Source organism: Mesorhizobium sp. WSM4837, assembly GCF_055811435.1.
Genome location: NZ_JBVVQE010000003.1, coordinates 25,393 through 41,300, shown reverse-complemented (window position 1 = coordinate 41,300; position 15,908 = coordinate 25,393). Strand labels below are relative to the sequence as shown.

At 63.4% G+C, this 15,908-nt stretch carries 14 protein-coding genes; 9 read left to right on the top strand and 5 right to left on the bottom strand.

All coding sequences use genetic code 11. The features are described from left to right. Positions 1-4: 4 nt before the first annotated feature. The gene (locus AC0L3D_RS02505; protein ID WP_473642971.1) at positions 5-976 is read right to left on the bottom strand and encodes an L-threonylcarbamoyladenylate synthase; all 972 of its coding nucleotides are present in this window, start codon (positions 974-976) and stop codon (positions 5-7) included. Between the two features lie 158 nt (positions 977-1,134). Between AC0L3D_RS02505 and AC0L3D_RS02500 the strand changes: the two genes are divergently transcribed. Then, positions 1,135-1,593: a hypothetical protein gene (locus AC0L3D_RS02500; RefSeq protein ID WP_473642969.1), complete on the top strand. Its 459-nt coding sequence runs from the start codon at positions 1,135-1,137 to the stop codon at positions 1,591-1,593. Positions 1,594-1,634: 41 nt separating this feature from the next. Here the strand turns inward: AC0L3D_RS02500 and glyS are convergent, their stop codons facing one another. Further along, positions 1,635-4,004 (bottom strand): glycine--tRNA ligase subunit beta, encoded by a 2,370-nt coding sequence (gene glyS, locus AC0L3D_RS02495; RefSeq protein WP_473642967.1) that lies wholly within the window; start codon positions 4,002-4,004, stop codon positions 1,635-1,637. 387 nt (positions 4,005-4,391) lie between these two features. Beyond that, positions 4,392-5,435 (bottom strand): glycine--tRNA ligase subunit alpha, encoded by a 1,044-nt coding sequence (locus AC0L3D_RS02490; RefSeq protein ID WP_473642965.1) that lies wholly within the window; start codon positions 5,433-5,435, stop codon positions 4,392-4,394. Positions 5,436-5,727: 292 nt separating this feature from the next. On the opposite strand from AC0L3D_RS02490, the gene AC0L3D_RS02485 reads away from it, so the two are divergent. After that, positions 5,728-7,578, top strand: a complete 1,851-nt coding sequence (locus AC0L3D_RS02485) for a patatin-like phospholipase family protein (protein ID WP_473642963.1) — start codon at positions 5,728-5,730, stop codon at positions 7,576-7,578. Positions 7,579-7,645: 67 nt separating this feature from the next. On the opposite strand, the gene AC0L3D_RS02480 is transcribed toward AC0L3D_RS02485, so the two are convergent. Next, the gene (locus AC0L3D_RS02480) at positions 7,646-9,421 is read right to left on the bottom strand and encodes a tetratricopeptide repeat protein (RefSeq protein WP_473643097.1); all 1,776 of its coding nucleotides are present in this window, start codon (positions 9,419-9,421) and stop codon (positions 7,646-7,648) included. Positions 9,422-9,752: 331 nt separating this feature from the next. Between AC0L3D_RS02480 and AC0L3D_RS02475 the strand changes: the two genes are divergently transcribed. Next, positions 9,753-10,853: a helix-turn-helix transcriptional regulator gene (locus AC0L3D_RS02475; RefSeq protein WP_473642961.1), complete on the top strand. Its 1,101-nt coding sequence runs from the start codon at positions 9,753-9,755 to the stop codon at positions 10,851-10,853. Between the two features lie 152 nt (positions 10,854-11,005). Here the strand turns inward: AC0L3D_RS02475 and AC0L3D_RS02470 are convergent, their stop codons facing one another. Further along, on the bottom strand, positions 11,006-12,022 hold the full coding sequence (locus tag AC0L3D_RS02470) for a polyprenyl synthetase family protein (protein ID WP_473642959.1): 1,017 nt from the start codon (positions 12,020-12,022) through the stop codon (positions 11,006-11,008). Between the two features lie 162 nt (positions 12,023-12,184). Between AC0L3D_RS02470 and AC0L3D_RS02465 the strand changes: the two genes are divergently transcribed. The 6 genes from AC0L3D_RS02465 to moaB all read left to right on the top strand — a co-directional run bounded on the left by AC0L3D_RS02465 (position 12,185) and on the right by moaB (position 15,899). Then, entirely contained in the window at positions 12,185-12,409 is a 225-nt protein-coding gene (locus AC0L3D_RS02465) for a putative signal transducing protein (RefSeq protein WP_027152315.1), read from the top strand. Next, entirely contained in the window at positions 12,409-13,209 is an 801-nt protein-coding gene (locus AC0L3D_RS02460; protein ID WP_027152314.1) for a tRNA1(Val) (adenine(37)-N6)-methyltransferase, read from the top strand. The genes AC0L3D_RS02465 and AC0L3D_RS02460 overlap by 1 nt, the downstream gene beginning before the upstream one ends. 85 nt (positions 13,210-13,294) lie before the next feature. Then, positions 13,295-14,161: a S49 family peptidase gene (locus AC0L3D_RS02455; RefSeq protein ID WP_473614819.1), complete on the top strand. Its 867-nt coding sequence runs from the start codon at positions 13,295-13,297 to the stop codon at positions 14,159-14,161. Between the two features lie 80 nt (positions 14,162-14,241). Continuing rightward, on the top strand, positions 14,242-14,427 hold the full coding sequence (locus tag AC0L3D_RS02450) for a hypothetical protein (RefSeq protein WP_077381693.1): 186 nt from the start codon (positions 14,242-14,244) through the stop codon (positions 14,425-14,427). Between the two features lie 13 nt (positions 14,428-14,440). Then, positions 14,441-15,355: a 4-(cytidine 5'-diphospho)-2-C-methyl-D-erythritol kinase gene (locus tag AC0L3D_RS02445; protein ID WP_473642957.1), complete on the top strand. Its 915-nt coding sequence runs from the start codon at positions 14,441-14,443 to the stop codon at positions 15,353-15,355. After that, positions 15,342-15,899, top strand: coding sequence for a molybdenum cofactor biosynthesis protein B (gene moaB / locus AC0L3D_RS02440; RefSeq protein WP_128172011.1), 558 nt, complete (start codon positions 15,342-15,344; stop codon positions 15,897-15,899). The genes AC0L3D_RS02445 and moaB overlap by 14 nt, the downstream gene beginning before the upstream one ends. Positions 15,900-15,908: the final 9 nt, after the last annotated feature.

Sequence of the window (15,908 nt, the reverse complement as noted above, 5' to 3'; positions counted from 1 at the left end):
GAAACTATGGTGCTCCATCGATCTTGTCACGAGGGGCGGCGGCGCGCGAAAGCCGGTCGTTGATCGCCTCGCCCAGCCCGTCGGAGGGGATCGGCTCGACGGCGATTGTCTTGGCGCCGCTGCGATCGAGATCCTGCATGTGGGCAAAGAGGTTGGCCGCGGCCTCGCGCAGGTCGCCGGTTGCGGACAGGTTGCGCAAGGCGGCGGCGCCCTGCCAGCCTTCTGCGCGACGCGGGCCGAACGCCAGCAAGGCTTCGCCGTTTGCGACTTTTGCGGCGTTGACCCGCACCGCAGCAACCGGCGCGTAATGCGAGGCGAGCATGCCCGGCGCCTCGATGCCCGCCGCGCCGCGCCGCAGCTTCATGCCGGCGGCCGCTTCGATCTCTTCGGCGGCAATGCCGCCCGGCCGCAGCAGCTGCAGCTTTTCGCCCTCTATCTTCACGATTGTCGATTCGACCCCGACCGACGTCGCGCCGCCATCGATCACCAGCTTGATTTTTGGACCGAGATCGGCGGCCACGGCCTCCGCCGTCGTCGGGCTGATCCTGCCTGAGGAATTGGCGCTGGGCGCTGCAAGCGGGCGTCCGATCCTGGCGATCAGTTGGCCGCCAAAGCCTTTCGGCATGCGCAGCGCGATGGTATCGAGCCCGGCGGTGACCAGCGGATGAATGCCGTTGCCGGGCCGCTGCGGCAGCACCAGCGTCAGCGGTCCCGGCCAGAATGTCTGCGCCAGCCTTTTCGACACGGGATCGAACAGCGCGATGCGCTCAGCCATCGCCAGATCGGCGACATGGGCGATCAGCGGATTGAAGCGCGGCCGGCCCTTCACCTCGAAGATGCGCGCCACGCCAACGCCATTGGTGGCGTCGGCGGCCAGCCCGTAGACGGTTTCGGTCGGAATGGCGACGACATCGCCGCCTTCGAGCAGCGCCAGCGCCCGCTCCATCGCCTCGCCGGCGGCAAGTATCTTAGCCACTCTCATCACCTCACAGATGTGGGTGCGTAATACGGTGACGTTCACGGGGCAAGTCCGGCGGAAGCGAATTGCCAATCGCTAAAATGCTGGCTTTCCTGGCAAGCCCGCATCAATTTCCGGACGCTATGGTGCCGGCTTGTTGGGCAAGGGGAACTATCATGGTCTGGGTGCGTATTTTGGGGGCGCTTGGCCTCACTCTGGCGGCGGGCACAGCACAGGCTTCGTCCTTCGTTGTTCCCGGTGCACCATCCTCGACGCCGTCCGTCATCAGCCTCGGTGCGCCTGAACCGGCGAAGGTGGCTGGCAACTCCTCGACGCCATCGATCGTGGCGCTCGGCGAACCAGTGCCCGATGTCACCTATGAAAAAGTTTCTGCGATCCCGAGCCAGCCCAAGCCCAAGCATGATTTCACGCAAAGCCCGATGATCATTCGCGGCGGCATCGTTGGTGACGCCTTCACAAAGCCGGCGCCCAGCCCCGCACCTGCTGCGGCAACTGCTGCCGCAGCGCCCCGGGCAGCTACAAAATCCGACAAAAAAACAACGGCAACGAACAGCCCGCCTGAGCCCGCAGCGCCGCAACCAACGCCCATCCCCGAGATCGACCAGGCCAGATAGCCGTTCGCAGCCAGGACGACGCTCGCCTGAACTGCCAAGCCTCAGCCGGCGATCTTCGAGAAATCCGCGACCTGGTCGGTCGCTGCCCGGATGCGCGCCAGCAACGCCAGGCGGTTGGCGCGCACGGCCTGGTCCTCATCATTCACAAGAACGCGTTCGAAGAATGAATCAACCGGTTCACGCAACGCGCTAAGCGCCAGCATGGCGGCGGAAAAGTCTTCGTTGTGAATCGCTTGGCCGGCTTCCTTCTCGGCCTGATTCACCGCGGCAAACAGCGATTTCTCGGCATCTTCCCTGAACAGAGCCGGCTCAACATGTTCGGCGATCGTCGTTTTCTTCTTCTCCTCGGCGGCCAGAATGTTGGCCGCGCGCTTGGTGCCGGCAAGCAGGTTCTTGCCGTCCTCGGTGTCTAGGAAAGAGCCTAGGGCTTTGACACGACGGACGATTTGCAGGAGATCGTCGTTGGACGATTGGCCAATCTCCCCCCTTGAGGGGGAGATGCCCGGCAGGGCAGAGGGGGGTGCCTCGCGCTGAGATGTCGGCGGGACAGCGCCCCCCTCTGTCGCCTTCAGCGACATCTCCCCCTCAAGGGGGGAGATCGGGCGCGAGCCCGCTGCCAACACCGCATCGATCAGATCATGCCGCGCGCCCTGGTCGCGGAGATAGACCTTTAGGCGGTCGTGGAAGAAGGACAGGAGGTCGGCGCTAAAGGGCCGTCCGGACGCAAGATAGTTCGCCATCTGGTAAGCGCGGTCGAAGAGAGATGTCAGCACAAGCCGGACACGATTCTCGACCAAAATCCTGATCACTCCCAGCGCCGCCCTCCTCAGCGCATAGGGGTCTTTCGACCCGGTCGGCTTTTCGTCGATCGCCCAGAACCCGACCAGCATGTCGAGCTTGTCGGCGAGCGCTACGGCCACCGATACCGGATCGGTCGGCACGCGGTCCGACGGGCCCTGCGGCTTATAGTGCTCCTCGACGGCGGCGGCGACCGAGGGATGCTCTCCCTGCAGCAGCGCATATTTGCTGCCCATGGCGCCCTGCAATTCCGGGAACTCGCCGACCACCTCGGTGGTGAGGTCGGCCTTGGCCAGGACGGCAGCACGCTCGGCGCGCTCGCGGAGATATTTCTGCTCGACGTTCAGATCGTCGGCGGACAGAAGCTTGCCATCAAAGAAATTCGGCTGCTTCGACAACGTGTCAGCGATCTCGCCAGCCAGCCTCTTGATCCGCTCCAACCGCTCACCCTGCGTGCCGAGCTTGGCGTGGAAGGTGACGCCGAGATGGTCGAGGCGGGCCATGCGCTGGTCGAGCGGCTTCTTGAGATCGAGCCCGAACTTTTCCGCCGATGCCTGCAACTGGTCGAGGTCGGGCAAATCGCCCTGGTCGGTCTTCCAGAAATAGAGCGCGTCGGAAAGGCGGGCGCGTACCACCTTGCCGTTGCCGTGGGCGATCTCCTTGCCGCCGTCGCTGGCCTCGATGTTGGCGGTCAGGACGAAGCGGTTGGAAAGCTCCTCGCCGGCGCCCTGCGGCCGCGTCACAAAACACTTCTGGTTGGCGCGGATCGTCAGCCGGATCACCTCGGCCGGAATGGCGAGAAAGTCCTGCTCGAATTCGCCCATCAGCACGACCGGCCATTCGACCAGGCCTGACACTTCCTCAAGCAGCCCCTCGTCCTCGACAAGGTTGAGCCCGTTGGCGAAAGCGAGATTCCTTGCGTCGGCAAGGATGATCTGCTTGCGCCGGTCGGCGTCGAGCACAACCTTCGCCGCCTGCAGCTTGGCGGCATAGTCGTCAAAACGGCGCACGCCGATGGCGCCCGGCGCATGAAAACGATGGCCGTAGGTGATGTTGCCCGAGCGGATGCCGTCGATCTCGAAATCGACGACCACCGGCTCCTCGGTCTCCGGGCCGAAGGTGCAGAGGATGGACTGCAGCGGCCGCACCCAGCGCAACGATCCCGGTTTCGCCGAGGCCGGCCCCCAGCGCATCGATTTCGCCCATGGAAAGTCGCGGATGATGCCCGGCACCAGTTCGCCGATTATCGTCTCGGCCGCCCGGCCCGGCTTCGAGATATGGGCGACATAGAAGTCGCCCTTCTTCGGATCGGCGTGGACATGCGCCTCGGCGATCGAGGAAAGACCGGCCTTGCGCAGAAAACCCTGGACCGCCTGTTCAGGCGCCTTGGTCGAGGGTCCCTTGATCTCCTCGCTTATGTCCTTCGAGCGCGCGGTCACGCCGCGAATGTCGAGCGCCAGCCGGCGCGGCGTCCAATATTCGCGCGCCGCCTCATAGGTCAGCCCGGCCTCGACCAAACCGTCCGTCATCATCTTCTTCAGGTCGCCCGCCGCCTTGCGCTGCATGCGCGCGGGGATCTCTTCCGAACGGAGTTCTAAAAGCAGGTCGGGCATAAATTGTGCTCACGCGGCGAAATGGTCCAGGCGGCATAGCAACTCGGCTGGCCCCATGCAATCGGCGCATCCACGGACGTTTGCCAAAATATTCCGCTGTCTGTCGGGTCGAAGCGGGGTCGCCCGTCCTTGGGTCAAAGATCTCCATGAACCGAACGCAGCGCTGAAGCGACCAACGCTCAGGCAGAGAACTATTGGTTGAACGACCATGAAGACGGCATCGACATTCCTGCAGATCCTCGCGCTCAGCGCCTGCTTTGCGGCGCAGGCTCATGGCACGTTCACGATGCCTGGCGTTAGACAAGCGCTGCGGACAATGGCTGGCTCCAGCGGCCAAGGCGTATTGCCAATCAGCGCGTCAGTCGAAGTCGCGAATAGCCTCTGGGCCTAAGCCGCCAGCCCGCCCGCCTGCGTCAGCAAAAACGCCTCGCCGCAGGCTTTCGCCAGATTGCGCACCCGCAAGATGTAGCTCTGCCGCTCGGTGACCGAAATCACGCCGCGTGCGTCGAGCAGGTTGAAGACGTGGCTGGCCTTGATGCACTGGTCGTAGGCGGGAAATACCAGACGGTGGTTCCCCTCCCCCTTGAGGGGGTGGCCAGACGCGGGAGGAGTCGCTGGGGCCTTACTTGCGGTGCCTTCTGTGGCGACCCCCTCTGCCCGCTTGGCGGACATCTCCCCCTTGAGGGGGGAGATGGGCGCGCCGGCATCGAGCAGCGCCTTGCACTCGGCTTCGGCGTCCTCGAAATGCCGAAGCAGCATCGCGGTATTGGCGAATTCGAAATTGTGCCGCGAATACTCCTGCTCGGCCTGCAGGAAGACCTCGCCATAGGTCACCTTATCGGCGCCGTCGCGGCCGTTGAAGTTGAGGTGGTAGACATTGTCGACGCCCTGCACATACATGGCCAGCCGCTCCAGCCCGTAGGTGAGCTCGCCCGCCACCGGCGCGCATTCGATGCCGCAGACCTGCTGGAAATAGGTGAACTGCGACACTTCCATGCCGTCGCACCAGCACTCCCAGCCCAGCCCCCAGGCGCCGAGCGTCGGGCTTTCCCAGTCGTCCTCGACGAAGCGGATGTCATGCAGAAGCGGATCGACGCCGATGGCCGCCAGCGAGCCGAGATAAAGTTCCTGCAGATTGGGCGGGTTCGGCTTCAGGATCACCTGGTACTGGTAATAGTGCTGCAGCCGGTTCGGGTTCTCGCCGTAGCGCCCGTCCTTGGGCCGGCGCGAAGGCTGCACATAGGCCGCGTTCCAGCGCTTTGGCCCGAGCGCGCGCAGCGTCGTCGCCGGGTGGAACGTGCCGGCGCCGACTTCCATGTCATAGGGCTGGAGAACGACGCAGCCATAATCCGCCCAGTAGTTATGCAAAGTCAGGATCAGCCCCTGGAACGAGCGGCTGGGATGCATATGGGCTGGGATATCAACTGTCACGGCGGCCTCGACGGGAAAGGCGGGGATGCGGCCCTCCCTAGAGCGCCCACCGGCAAGCGTCAAGGCAAGGGGCCGGCCGCAGCCAGGGCAATCGGGTGAGTTAACGCGTGACATACGGCGCAAGTGAAATCGTCGACACGCCGAAACGGCAGGGACGTGGCGGCCTGATCGTGGCCCTTCCTGGGAGCCAGAGATGAGAGCGCCCAGCGATCAGTCCCGCGCCTCAGCCGTCGGCGGCTCTCTTGTGTGGTATCATTCGGCAGGGCGTCCAGCACCCTGAGGAGACAAAGTCATGGATTCCCAAGGGATGGCTCAGATGTCCTCCGTCGATTCTCTTGCAGCGAGTTTATTGTCGGCAACATTGATGTTCGATCGGGCGTCGTTGCTGGCGCTCGAGGCTTTAGCTGCCGAATCCGACCGTCGGGTCCTGAGACGCGGTGAGGTTCTGGTTCGCGAAGGCGATGCGTCGGACAGGTTTTTCATCGTGCTGTCTGGACGCTTTACGGTACACAAAGGAGATTCGACTGGCTCGGTCGCCGAGATCGCGCAGGGTGAACTCATCGGTGAAATCGGTTTCTTCGCGGGACTACCCCGCATGGCCACTGTCCTTGCAGCGCGCGATTCGATCGTCCTTGAAATCGGTCGCAATCATTTCGAGAAGGCGGCCGAGACTTTGCCGAGCCTGAGAGAGGCGGTCACGGTATTTCTGGCGCGCCGGTTTGCCACCCAATCTCCCAGTTCGTCGCGTCTCAAGGAACCTGCCAAGATCCGAACGCTTGCGATCATTGCAGCCGGCGGAAGTCGCATCTCACCGGTGTTCATCCAGCACCTGCGGCAAGCGTTCGGCGCGGCCACGCGCGCTCGGTTCGTTTCCCGGCTTGACATCCAAGCGAAGTTCCCAGGTTTTCCGATCGACGACCAGCCGATCCTTAACTGGTTGAACGAACTCGAGGCGGAAGCCCAATTCATCGTCTATGTTGCCGATGAGGAACCTAATGAATGGACCCAAGTCTGCATTCGCCAGGCCGATACCGTCTTGTTGCTGGCCAACGCATCCTGCTCGCCTCGTCTGAACCCATCTGAGGAACTGACGCTATCGATCCATCCGCCATCGACCAGTCGGCTTGTCCTAATTCACGACACTCGCTCGGCTGCGGTCTCCGGTACCTCTGCATGGCTCGATGAGCGACCCTATGTTGACCAGCATCATCATGTTGCGCTGGACGACGCGTCTGATTTCCAGCGCCTGGTCCGATTTATTTCGGGCAAGGCACTGGGCTTCGTGGCGGCAGGGGGTGGGTCCCTCGGCAGCGCTCATTTGGGCGTCTACAAGGCTTTCGTTGAGGCGGGCGCTTGCTTCGACTATCTCGGCGGGACAAGTTCCGGCGCGGCGATGATGGCCGGCTTCGCAAGAGGCTTGGATGCCGACCAGATCGACCGAGGCACCCACAACATATTTATCAAGAGCCGGGCGTTTCGCCGTCCCACCTTGCCGCATTTCGCGCTTCTGGATCACAAAGCGTTTGATCGGGCCCTTCGGCTGGAATACGGCGACGTTCTGATCGAGGATCTTTGGCTTCCGTTCTTTGCGCTTTCGACCAATCTGAGCAGCCGTCAGCCCCATGTCCACCGTCGTGGAAAGCTTTGGCACGCCGTTCGGGCGTCCGGCTCCATCCCGGGCGTCCTGCCGCCGTTCTTTACGGATGACGGCGATATGCTGGTGGACGGCGCTATCATGAACAATTTGCCGCTGGAGCAGATGAAGGAGCTCAAGACCGGACCCAATGTCATCGTTACCTTCGGGTCGAGTGCACCGCAGAAATACGACATAGACTATGACCGTATCCCCGGAGCTTCCGAACTGGCAATGGCCTTGCTGAACCCTTTCGGTCGTGCCCGCTTGCCTCGGGTTCCCAGCATCCTTCAGGTCATTGACATGAGCATGCTGGCACACCGGCCACAGGACATTGCCGTCGGCGAAGAGGATATCCTGGTCTGTCCGGAGGTTCCGAACACGATCAGCTTCATGGATTGGAGTCGGCATTCCGAGTTGTTTTCGGATGCCTACGACCGTACGACCCGATGGATCGAGGAACAGAACGACTCAGGGCTCCGAGCGGTGCTCGGCACCGCGCACGATTAGCATGGCTTATAGTCCAGACCCTTAGCGACAGCGGCGACGAGCCCCGCATAATCGAATTCAGAAGTATTCAGCCCTTTGGCGCAGTCGTCGGTTCGGGCTTGACCTTCGGGGTTTCCTGCGCCGTGTTGGATTCGATCGGCGGCAGGCCCTTCAGCAGTTTCTGCTGCAAGGCGGCGAGCACGCCGGGATCCGGCTTGAGGTCGCGAGCCTGGTTCCACTGGAAGGTGGCTTCCAATTTGCGGCCGACGCGCCAATAGGCATCGCCAAGGTGATCGTTGAGCACCGGATCTTCCGGCTTCAACGAAACGGCACGTTCCAATTCGCGCACGGCATCGTCGAATCGGCCAAGGCGGAAATAGGCCCAGCCCAGCGAATCGACGATGTAGCCGTCGCTCGGCCTGAGCTCGACGGCCTTCTGGATCATCTGAAGGCCTTCCTCGAGGTTGGTGTTCATGTCCACCCAGGAATAGCCAAGATAGTTCAGAACCTGCGGCTGGTCGGGGAACAATTCCAGCGCCTTGCGGAAATTCGGCTCGGCCTTCGGCCACTCCTTCAGTCGCTCATAGGCGATGCCGCGCTGGTAGAAAATGTTCCAATCGGCGCGGGTCGGGGCCTTCAGCATCGCCACCGCCTTGTCATAGAGACCGGCCGCGGAGCGGAAATCCTCCTTCGAGGCATAGACGCCACCGAGCGCCTGATAGGCGCGCATGTCGTCGGGACGCGCTTCGACGAGGGCCTTCAGATGGGCGATGGCCTCGTCATAGCGGTCGAGATCTGCAAGGTTGAGGCCGAGCTGCAGTTCCGACAGCGTCTTCAGCGGCGAACCGGCCGGGATGCGGCGATAGAAGGCGATGGCGCCCTCGCCGTCCTTCAACTGCTCGGAGACGGCGGCGAGTTGGACGAGGGCCGCGTCGCTGTCGGGCCTTAGTGCCAGGGCGTATTGCAGATAGAGGCGGACGAACGGCTCACCACCGCCGCGATTGAGCGCGGTGGCGAGATCGAGCAGAATTTCCGAGGCGCCGTCGGACGGGCCGGCAACGAAGGGTTCGATCTTCTCGCCCTTGGCGATCCTGTCGCGAAGCGCCGATATCTCGACCTTGCCAGGTGCAAATGCCTCGGCCTGATCGAGCACGGACAGCGCCTTGTCCTTGTCACCCTTGCGGGCAAGGAAGGAGGCATAGGCCTGCGAGTTGCGCATCCAGGTTTCGGGCGCGGCGGCGCCGGTCGCGGTGTCCTGCAAGGTGGCGGCGTAGATCGCATCCGCCTTTTCGGGCAGGCCCGAGGCATCGGCGATAAGCCCGCGATGGAAGGATTTGAACAGGCCGAACCAGTCCGGGCCCTGCAGCTTTTCGATCGAGGCCATGGCCTCGCCGGGGTCGCCGGCGCCCTGCTTGGCCCAGCCGGTCATGACGCCGGAGATCAGCCGGTCGAGATCGGATTCGAGCGAAAGCTTGAGCCAGTATTCGGCCTTGGAAAAGTCCTTCTTGTGAAAGGAACCGACGGCCAGCGCCAGGCGCGAGAACCGCTCGACGTCGGGAACCGTTTTGAGCTTGTCGGCATAGACCAAGGATTCTTCGAAGCGCCCCTGGGCGATCAGCGACAGCATCAGGCTTTGCTGCAACGAGGTGTCACCGGGAGCGAAGGCGAGCGCCTGCTTGTAGTAGGCGATGGCGCTGTCGAGATCATTGTCGCCTTCGGCGACCCGCGCGGCAAGATAGGCCCCCGAGAACGACGTGATATTGACTGGCTCGGTGGTCTCTTTGGCATAGGCGGGCAGACCGGAGACCGCCATGCCCGTCACAATTGCCAGCCCTGTCAGCCAGCGCGCACATCCTTGCCGCATCATATCCCTTTCAGTCGAAGCCATACCCGCGTCAGCGGGATCGCCGTTGACTCGATCTTTTCCACGTTAAGCATGGCCTTTTTGGGGTGAGGCTTCAACCCGGCCCGAATTCACAATCGGGTAATGCTATCAAAAACAACGCGGAAAGGCGCCAAATTGCGACCGTCGACCGCGATTTGCCGGCCTGACGCGCTGCCGGCCTGTCCTGCTGCAGCATCGGCGCCGCGATGCCGTAAGCGATCCGTAAGCGGCGGGCGTCGATAGTTTCCGCAGCGGAATGATGCGTGGAACCGTGCAGATGGATGCCGTTGCTTCGCCCAGGAAGATGCCGATGCTGGAAATGCCGCAGGGCCAGCAGGCCTTCGCCATTGTCGATCGAATCTACGAAGCGTCGTTCGCGGCCGAGCTGTGGCCGGAGGTATTGGCGGCGGCAAGCGCGATCTCCCGCTCGGCAAACGGCGCGATCTTTGTAGTCAGCGATCATTCGCCGGTCCGCGCCATCACCGAAACGCATCTCCAGCCCTTGCTCGATGAGTTCACGAAGGGGGATACTTGGCGGTTTTCCGAGAGCGTGAAGCGCTTGTGCGCCGCGCAGCCAGCAAGCTTTGTGCGGGTCGACAATTTCATCACCTGCGAGGAGATCGAGCGCGATCCCGTTCGCAAAAGTGCCACCGCGTTCGGCATCGGGCCGCATCTATGCACAGCCATTCCCATGCCTGGCGGCGAGCTTGTCCTTTTTGTCTTCCAGCGGTGGCTGAAGGACGGGAGTTATGACCAGGCCGCAATCGATCTGTTGAACGGACTGCGTCCGCACCTCGCACGGGCCGGCCTCGTCGCCGGGCGCCTGGGTCTGGAACGGGCCAGGACCGCCGTATCCATTCTCCGGGAAATCGGGCTGCCGGCCGCAATCATGAGTGGATCGGGCCGTGTGCTGACGGCCAATCCGCTTTTCGAAGGCATGGCGGACGTCTTCCTTCCCACAGCCCATGGTGGCATGGCGATTGCCGATCAAACTGCAAACGCGCTTTTCCAGCAGGCCATCGCGCAGAACCGGGATAACCGCGTCGTGCGGTCCATCCCGGTTGCGGCCATCAAAGGGCGGCCCGCGCTGGTCATTCAGCTGTTGCCGCTGCGCCGCGCCGCGCACGACATTTTTTCGGGTGCGGATGTATTGGTTGTCGCAACCACGGTCGGTACCGGCGCAACTGTTCCGTCGCCCAATGTGCTTTCAGGCCTCTTCGACCTGACGCCGGCGGAAGCCCGGCTCGCCGTCGAGCTGGCCTCCGGCCATTCGGTGCAGGAGGCGGCCATGGAAATCGGCATCGCCGTCAAATCGGCCCGCACCTATCTCGAGCGAATCTTCCGGAAAACCGAAACCAGCCGTCAGAGCGAGCTCGTGGCGTTGCTGAAGAGCGCGTGGTCATTTTCATGACCCCGACAGTTTGCCGGGCGCGCTGACCGTCACGGAGCCCTGCCCTGCTTGCTAACCATGCTGCTGCGGAACGAGCATGATTTCACCGCCGCAATTCCGGGAAGACCAAAACACGGGCCGGCGCCGTGCCGGCCAAATGTCGGCGATGTCTTTCAGTTCACCCGGCTGATGCAGAAATCGATGACGTCGAGCAGCGCCGATTTCTGCGACGTCGCTTCAAGCGGCGCCAGCGCGTCGCGGGCGATCTCGCCGAAATGGCCGGCGCGCCCGATGGTGTCGGCGATAGCGCCGTGTCGGGTCATCAACCCGATTGCCTTTTCCAGCCCGGCGTCATCGGTGACATTGTCCTCGATGGCGCGCTTCCAGAAGCTGCGTTCGGCCTTGGTGCCGCGCCGGTAGGCGAGGATCACCGGCAGCGTCACCTTGCCTTCGCGAAAGTCGTCGCCGACATTCTTGCCCAGATCCTTGCTGGTGCCGCCATAATCCAGCGCATCGTCGATCAGCTGGAAGGCAAGGCCGAGATTCATGCCATAGGAGCGCAGCGCCGCGCGATCGTTTCGCGTCGCCTGGGCGATGACCGGACCGACCTCGGCGGCGGCCGAGAACAGGGCAGCGGTCTTGGCCTTGATCACCGCGAAATGCTCATCCTCCGTGGTTTCGAGGTTCTTGGCGGCGGCGAGCTGCATCACCTCGCCCTCGGCAATGATCGAGGCAGCGCTGGACAGGATGTCGAGCGCTTCCAGCGAACCGACATCGACCATCATGCGGAAAGCCTGGCCGAGCAGGAAATCGCCGACCAGCACACTCGCCTGGTTGCCCCAGATCATGCGGGCGGTCTTCTTGCCGCGCCGCATGCCGCTCTCGTCGACGACATCGTCGTGGAGGAGCGTGGCGGTGTGCATGAACTCGACTGATGTGGCGAGCTTGACATGGCCCTCGCCGGAATAGCCGAACATCTGCGCTGAGGCGAGCGTCAGCATCGGCCTCAGCCGCTTGCCACCCGAAGAGATCAGGTGGTTGGCAATCTCCGGGATCATCTCGACGTCGGAACCGGCCTTCGACAGGATCAATTTGTTGACGCGCCCCATATCGGCCGAAGTCAGGTCGATGAGATCCTTAATTGAGGCGGCTTCCCGCTTCCCGTTTTCGATGTTGAGAACGACACCCACGACAAACTCCCGTCTTATGTCACGCGCACGACGGCACCCCGATACCGCAGCAGACTCTAGGGCGCTACCCACAGGCACGGCAAGAGGCGATTTGGCGCGGTCGAGGTGGCGACGGAAGCCACCCACGTTTACATAGACGCTGCAACCTGCGAGTTTCGTCCTATGATAGAGCTTATCCGCACCAACGACGCCGTGATCATCTCCTTTGTCGAATCGCTGATGCGCGATGCCGGCATCGGCTGTTTCGTCGCCGACCAGAACATGAGCGTGCTCGACGGTTCGATCGGCATCCTGCCCAGGCGCATCATGGTCGACGCCGACCAGGCCGATGCGGCGCGGCGCATCCTGACGGATGCCGGCATCGCCAACGAGATGCGCCAGAAGTAATGCCCGCGGTGCGCGTCACCCTTGTCCAGGATACGCCGGCCCATACGGTCGATGCTTTTCATCGCGGGCGGTTCTGGCTGGTGCAGCCGAAACAGGCAGGCCATCGCGCCGGCATGGACGCCATGATGCTGGCGGCTGCGGTGCCGTCCTCCTTCGCCGGGCGCCTTGCCGATTTCGGCGCGGGTGCTGGCGCCGCAGGCCTGGCCGTGCTGTCGCGCTGTCCTGATGCCGAGGCCGTGCTCATCGAACGGTCTCCGGAAATGGCGGCCTTCGCCGCAACGACGCTTGCCCACCCCGGCAATGCACATCTCAACGACCGCGCCTCGGTGCTCGCCGCCGACGTCGCGCTGTCGGGCCAGGCGCGAACCGCCACTGGGCTTGCCGACAACTCCTTCGATTTCGTCATCATGAACCCGCCCTTCAACGCCGCCGAGGATCGCGCCACGCCCGACCCGCTCAGGAAGGCGGCGCATGTGATGGAGGACGGGCTGTTCGACAGCTGGATCCGAAGCGCGGCTGCTGTGGTCAGGCCGCGCGGCGGTCTTGCCGCGATTGCGAGGCCCGATCAGCTCGGCGCCATCCTCGATGCGATATCAGGCCGCTTCGGCGACGCCGAGATGCTGGCCGTCCACCCCCGCCCCGAGGCAGCGGCGATCCGCATCGTCGTGAGGGCAATCCTCGGCGCACGCGGAAAGCTGTCGATCCGCCCGCCGCTGATGCTGCACGCGCAATCCGGTGACGGCCCCACGGAGCGGACCGAGATGATCAATAACGGGATGGCTTCGCTGTTCGGCGACTGATCCTTTTTGGCCGGCCGGGCGTCGCGGCATTGCCGTTGGCCGGCGAATCCCTACATGCCTTCAAGCCAATTTGACCGGAGACCCCGTGAAACGCTTCCTGAACCGCCTGCTGCCGAAATCCTGGCGCTCCGACGTCGTCACCATTCCCGTCATCCGGCTGCACGGCACCATCATGCCCGGCGGCGGCCCGTTCCGGCCGAGCCTGTCGCTGGCATCTACCGCCGGCCCCATCGAGAAGGCGTTCTCCTTCGACGCGCCCGCGGTCGCCATTTCGATCAATTCGCCGGGCGGCTCGCCGGTGCAGTCGCGGCTGATCTTCAGACGCATCCGCGACCTGGCGAGCGAGAAGAACAAAAAAGTCCTGGTCTTCGTCGAGGACGTGGCGGCGTCGGGCGGCTACATGATCGCGGTCGCGGGCGACGAGATCATTGCCGATCCGTCGTCTATCGTCGGTTCGATCGGCGTGGTGTCGGCCTCGTTCGGCTTTCCCGAGCTGTTGAAGAAGATCGGCGTCGAGCGCCGCGTCCATACGGCCGGCCAGAACAAGGCGGTGCTCGATCCGTTCAAGCCAGAGAAGAAGGAAGATATCGAGCGGCTGAAGGCGCTGCAGCTCGAGGTCCACGAGACCTTCATCGACCTCGTCAAGGACCGGCGCGGGGCCAAGCTCAAGGACGACCCGGACCTGTTCACCGGACTGTTCTGGACAGGCAAGAAGGGACTGGAACTCGGCCTTGTCGATGCGCTCGGCGATATGCGCAGCGTGCTGAGGGCCCGTTTCGGGCCAAAAACCCAGCTCAAGCTGATCACGGCGCCGCGCGGCCTGTTCGGCCGCTTCGGCTGGTTCGGCTCAAGCAGAGGCGGCTTTTCGGCGCCCGAGATCGCCGCTGCTGCCGCAAGCGGCGTGATCGATGCGGCGGAAGAGCGCGCACTATGGGCGCGCTTCGGGCTTTGAAAAACCGGCGAAAGCGTTTAACTTAAAGCTTGACCGGCCCGACGGGCGCCGCAGTCGGCCTTGCGAGGGAGGAGTTTGACATGCCACAGATCATTTTCTTTATCGCAGTCGGCCTGCTCGCCTATTTCGGCTATCGCTCCTTCGTCAGGGAAGCCGAGCGGGTGACGGCCAAGATTCGGCGCACCGAAAAGCAGGCTACCAACGGCACAATGGGCACGCTGGTCAGGGACCCGAAGACCGGCGAATACCGCCTGGCCAAGGACTGACATCATCCCCCTCGTGACTGACACTGTGGCTTCCGGCAATAGGGTCCGGGCATTGCATGCGCATGCCAAGATAAATCTCGCGCTGCATGTCACCGGCAGGCGCGCCGACGGCTATCACACGATCGAGAGCCTGGCGGTGTTCACGCGCTTCGGCGACCGGGTTGACATCGAGCTCGCCGACAGCGACGGGTTTTTCGTGTCGGGCCGATATGCCTCCGCAGTCCCGCTCGACGACAGCAATCTGGTCGTGAAAGCGCGCGATGCGCTGCGAAAACAGGCTGGTGCGCGGTATACGCCGCCGGTCGCAATCAGGCTCGAAAAGAACCTGCCGGTCGCATCCGGCGTCGGCGGCGGGTCGAGCGACGCCGGAACGGCGCTGCGCGGGCTGGTTGAGATATGGAGGCTGGACCTCGACGACGCCGACCTGGCGCGGGTCGGCCTCTCGCTGGGCGCCGACGTTCCCATGTGCCTTATGGCAAAGCCGCTGATCGCGCGCGGCGTCGGTGACGAATTGTCGGCCGTGCCGGGCTTTCCCGCGCTCGGGCTGGTTCTCGTCAATCCCGGCACCACCATCGCCACGGCCGAGGTGTTCAACGCGCTTTCCGATCGCGACAATGAGGGACTGCCGCCGCTGCCGCGCAGCCTCGACTTCCACAGCATCCGCAATTGGCTGGAGATCACCCGCAACGATCTCGAGCCTGCGGCACGGGCGATCCAACCTGCCATCGGCAAGGCGCTTTCGGTGCTCAACAAGGCCGGAGCGGGGTTCGCGCGAATGTCCGGTTCCGGTGCGACCTGTTTTGGGCTGTTCGAGACCGGCAATGTCGCCAAGCGCGCCGCCGTCGAAATCCGCAGCCGCCATCCCGACTGGTTCGTCGCCGCGACGCGAAGCATGACATCGGAGCCTGACGCATATGGCCAGGATTGACGAAAGCCGTTCCTTCATTCCCGTGCGCATCGCGGTGCTGACCGTTTCCGATACGCGCAGCCCTGCCGACGACAAATCCGGCCAGGTGCTGGCCGACCGCATCGTCGAGGCCGGCCATATTCTCGCCGGCCGCGACATCGTCACCGACGACCGCGAGAAAATCCGTGACAAGGTTCAGAACTGGTCGCGGGACGAAGCGATCGATGTCGTCATCACCACCGGCGGCACCGGTTTTACCGGCCGCGACGTAACGCCGGAGGCGCTGGAGCCGATCTTCGAAAAACGCATGGACGGCTTTTCCGAAGTGTTCCACCGCATTTCCTACGACAAGATCGGCACTTCGACGATCCAGAGCCGGGCGACTGGCGGCGTCGTCAACGCGACCTTCGTCTTCGTGCTGCCGGGTTCGCCTGGCGCCTGCAAGGACGCCTGGGACGGCATTTTGAAGCCGCAGCTCGACTACCGGCACATGCCCTGCAACTTCGTCGAGATCATGCCGCGCCTGGACGAACATCTGCGGCGCGGCGGCACCAAGACAAGTTAGACCAGGTTC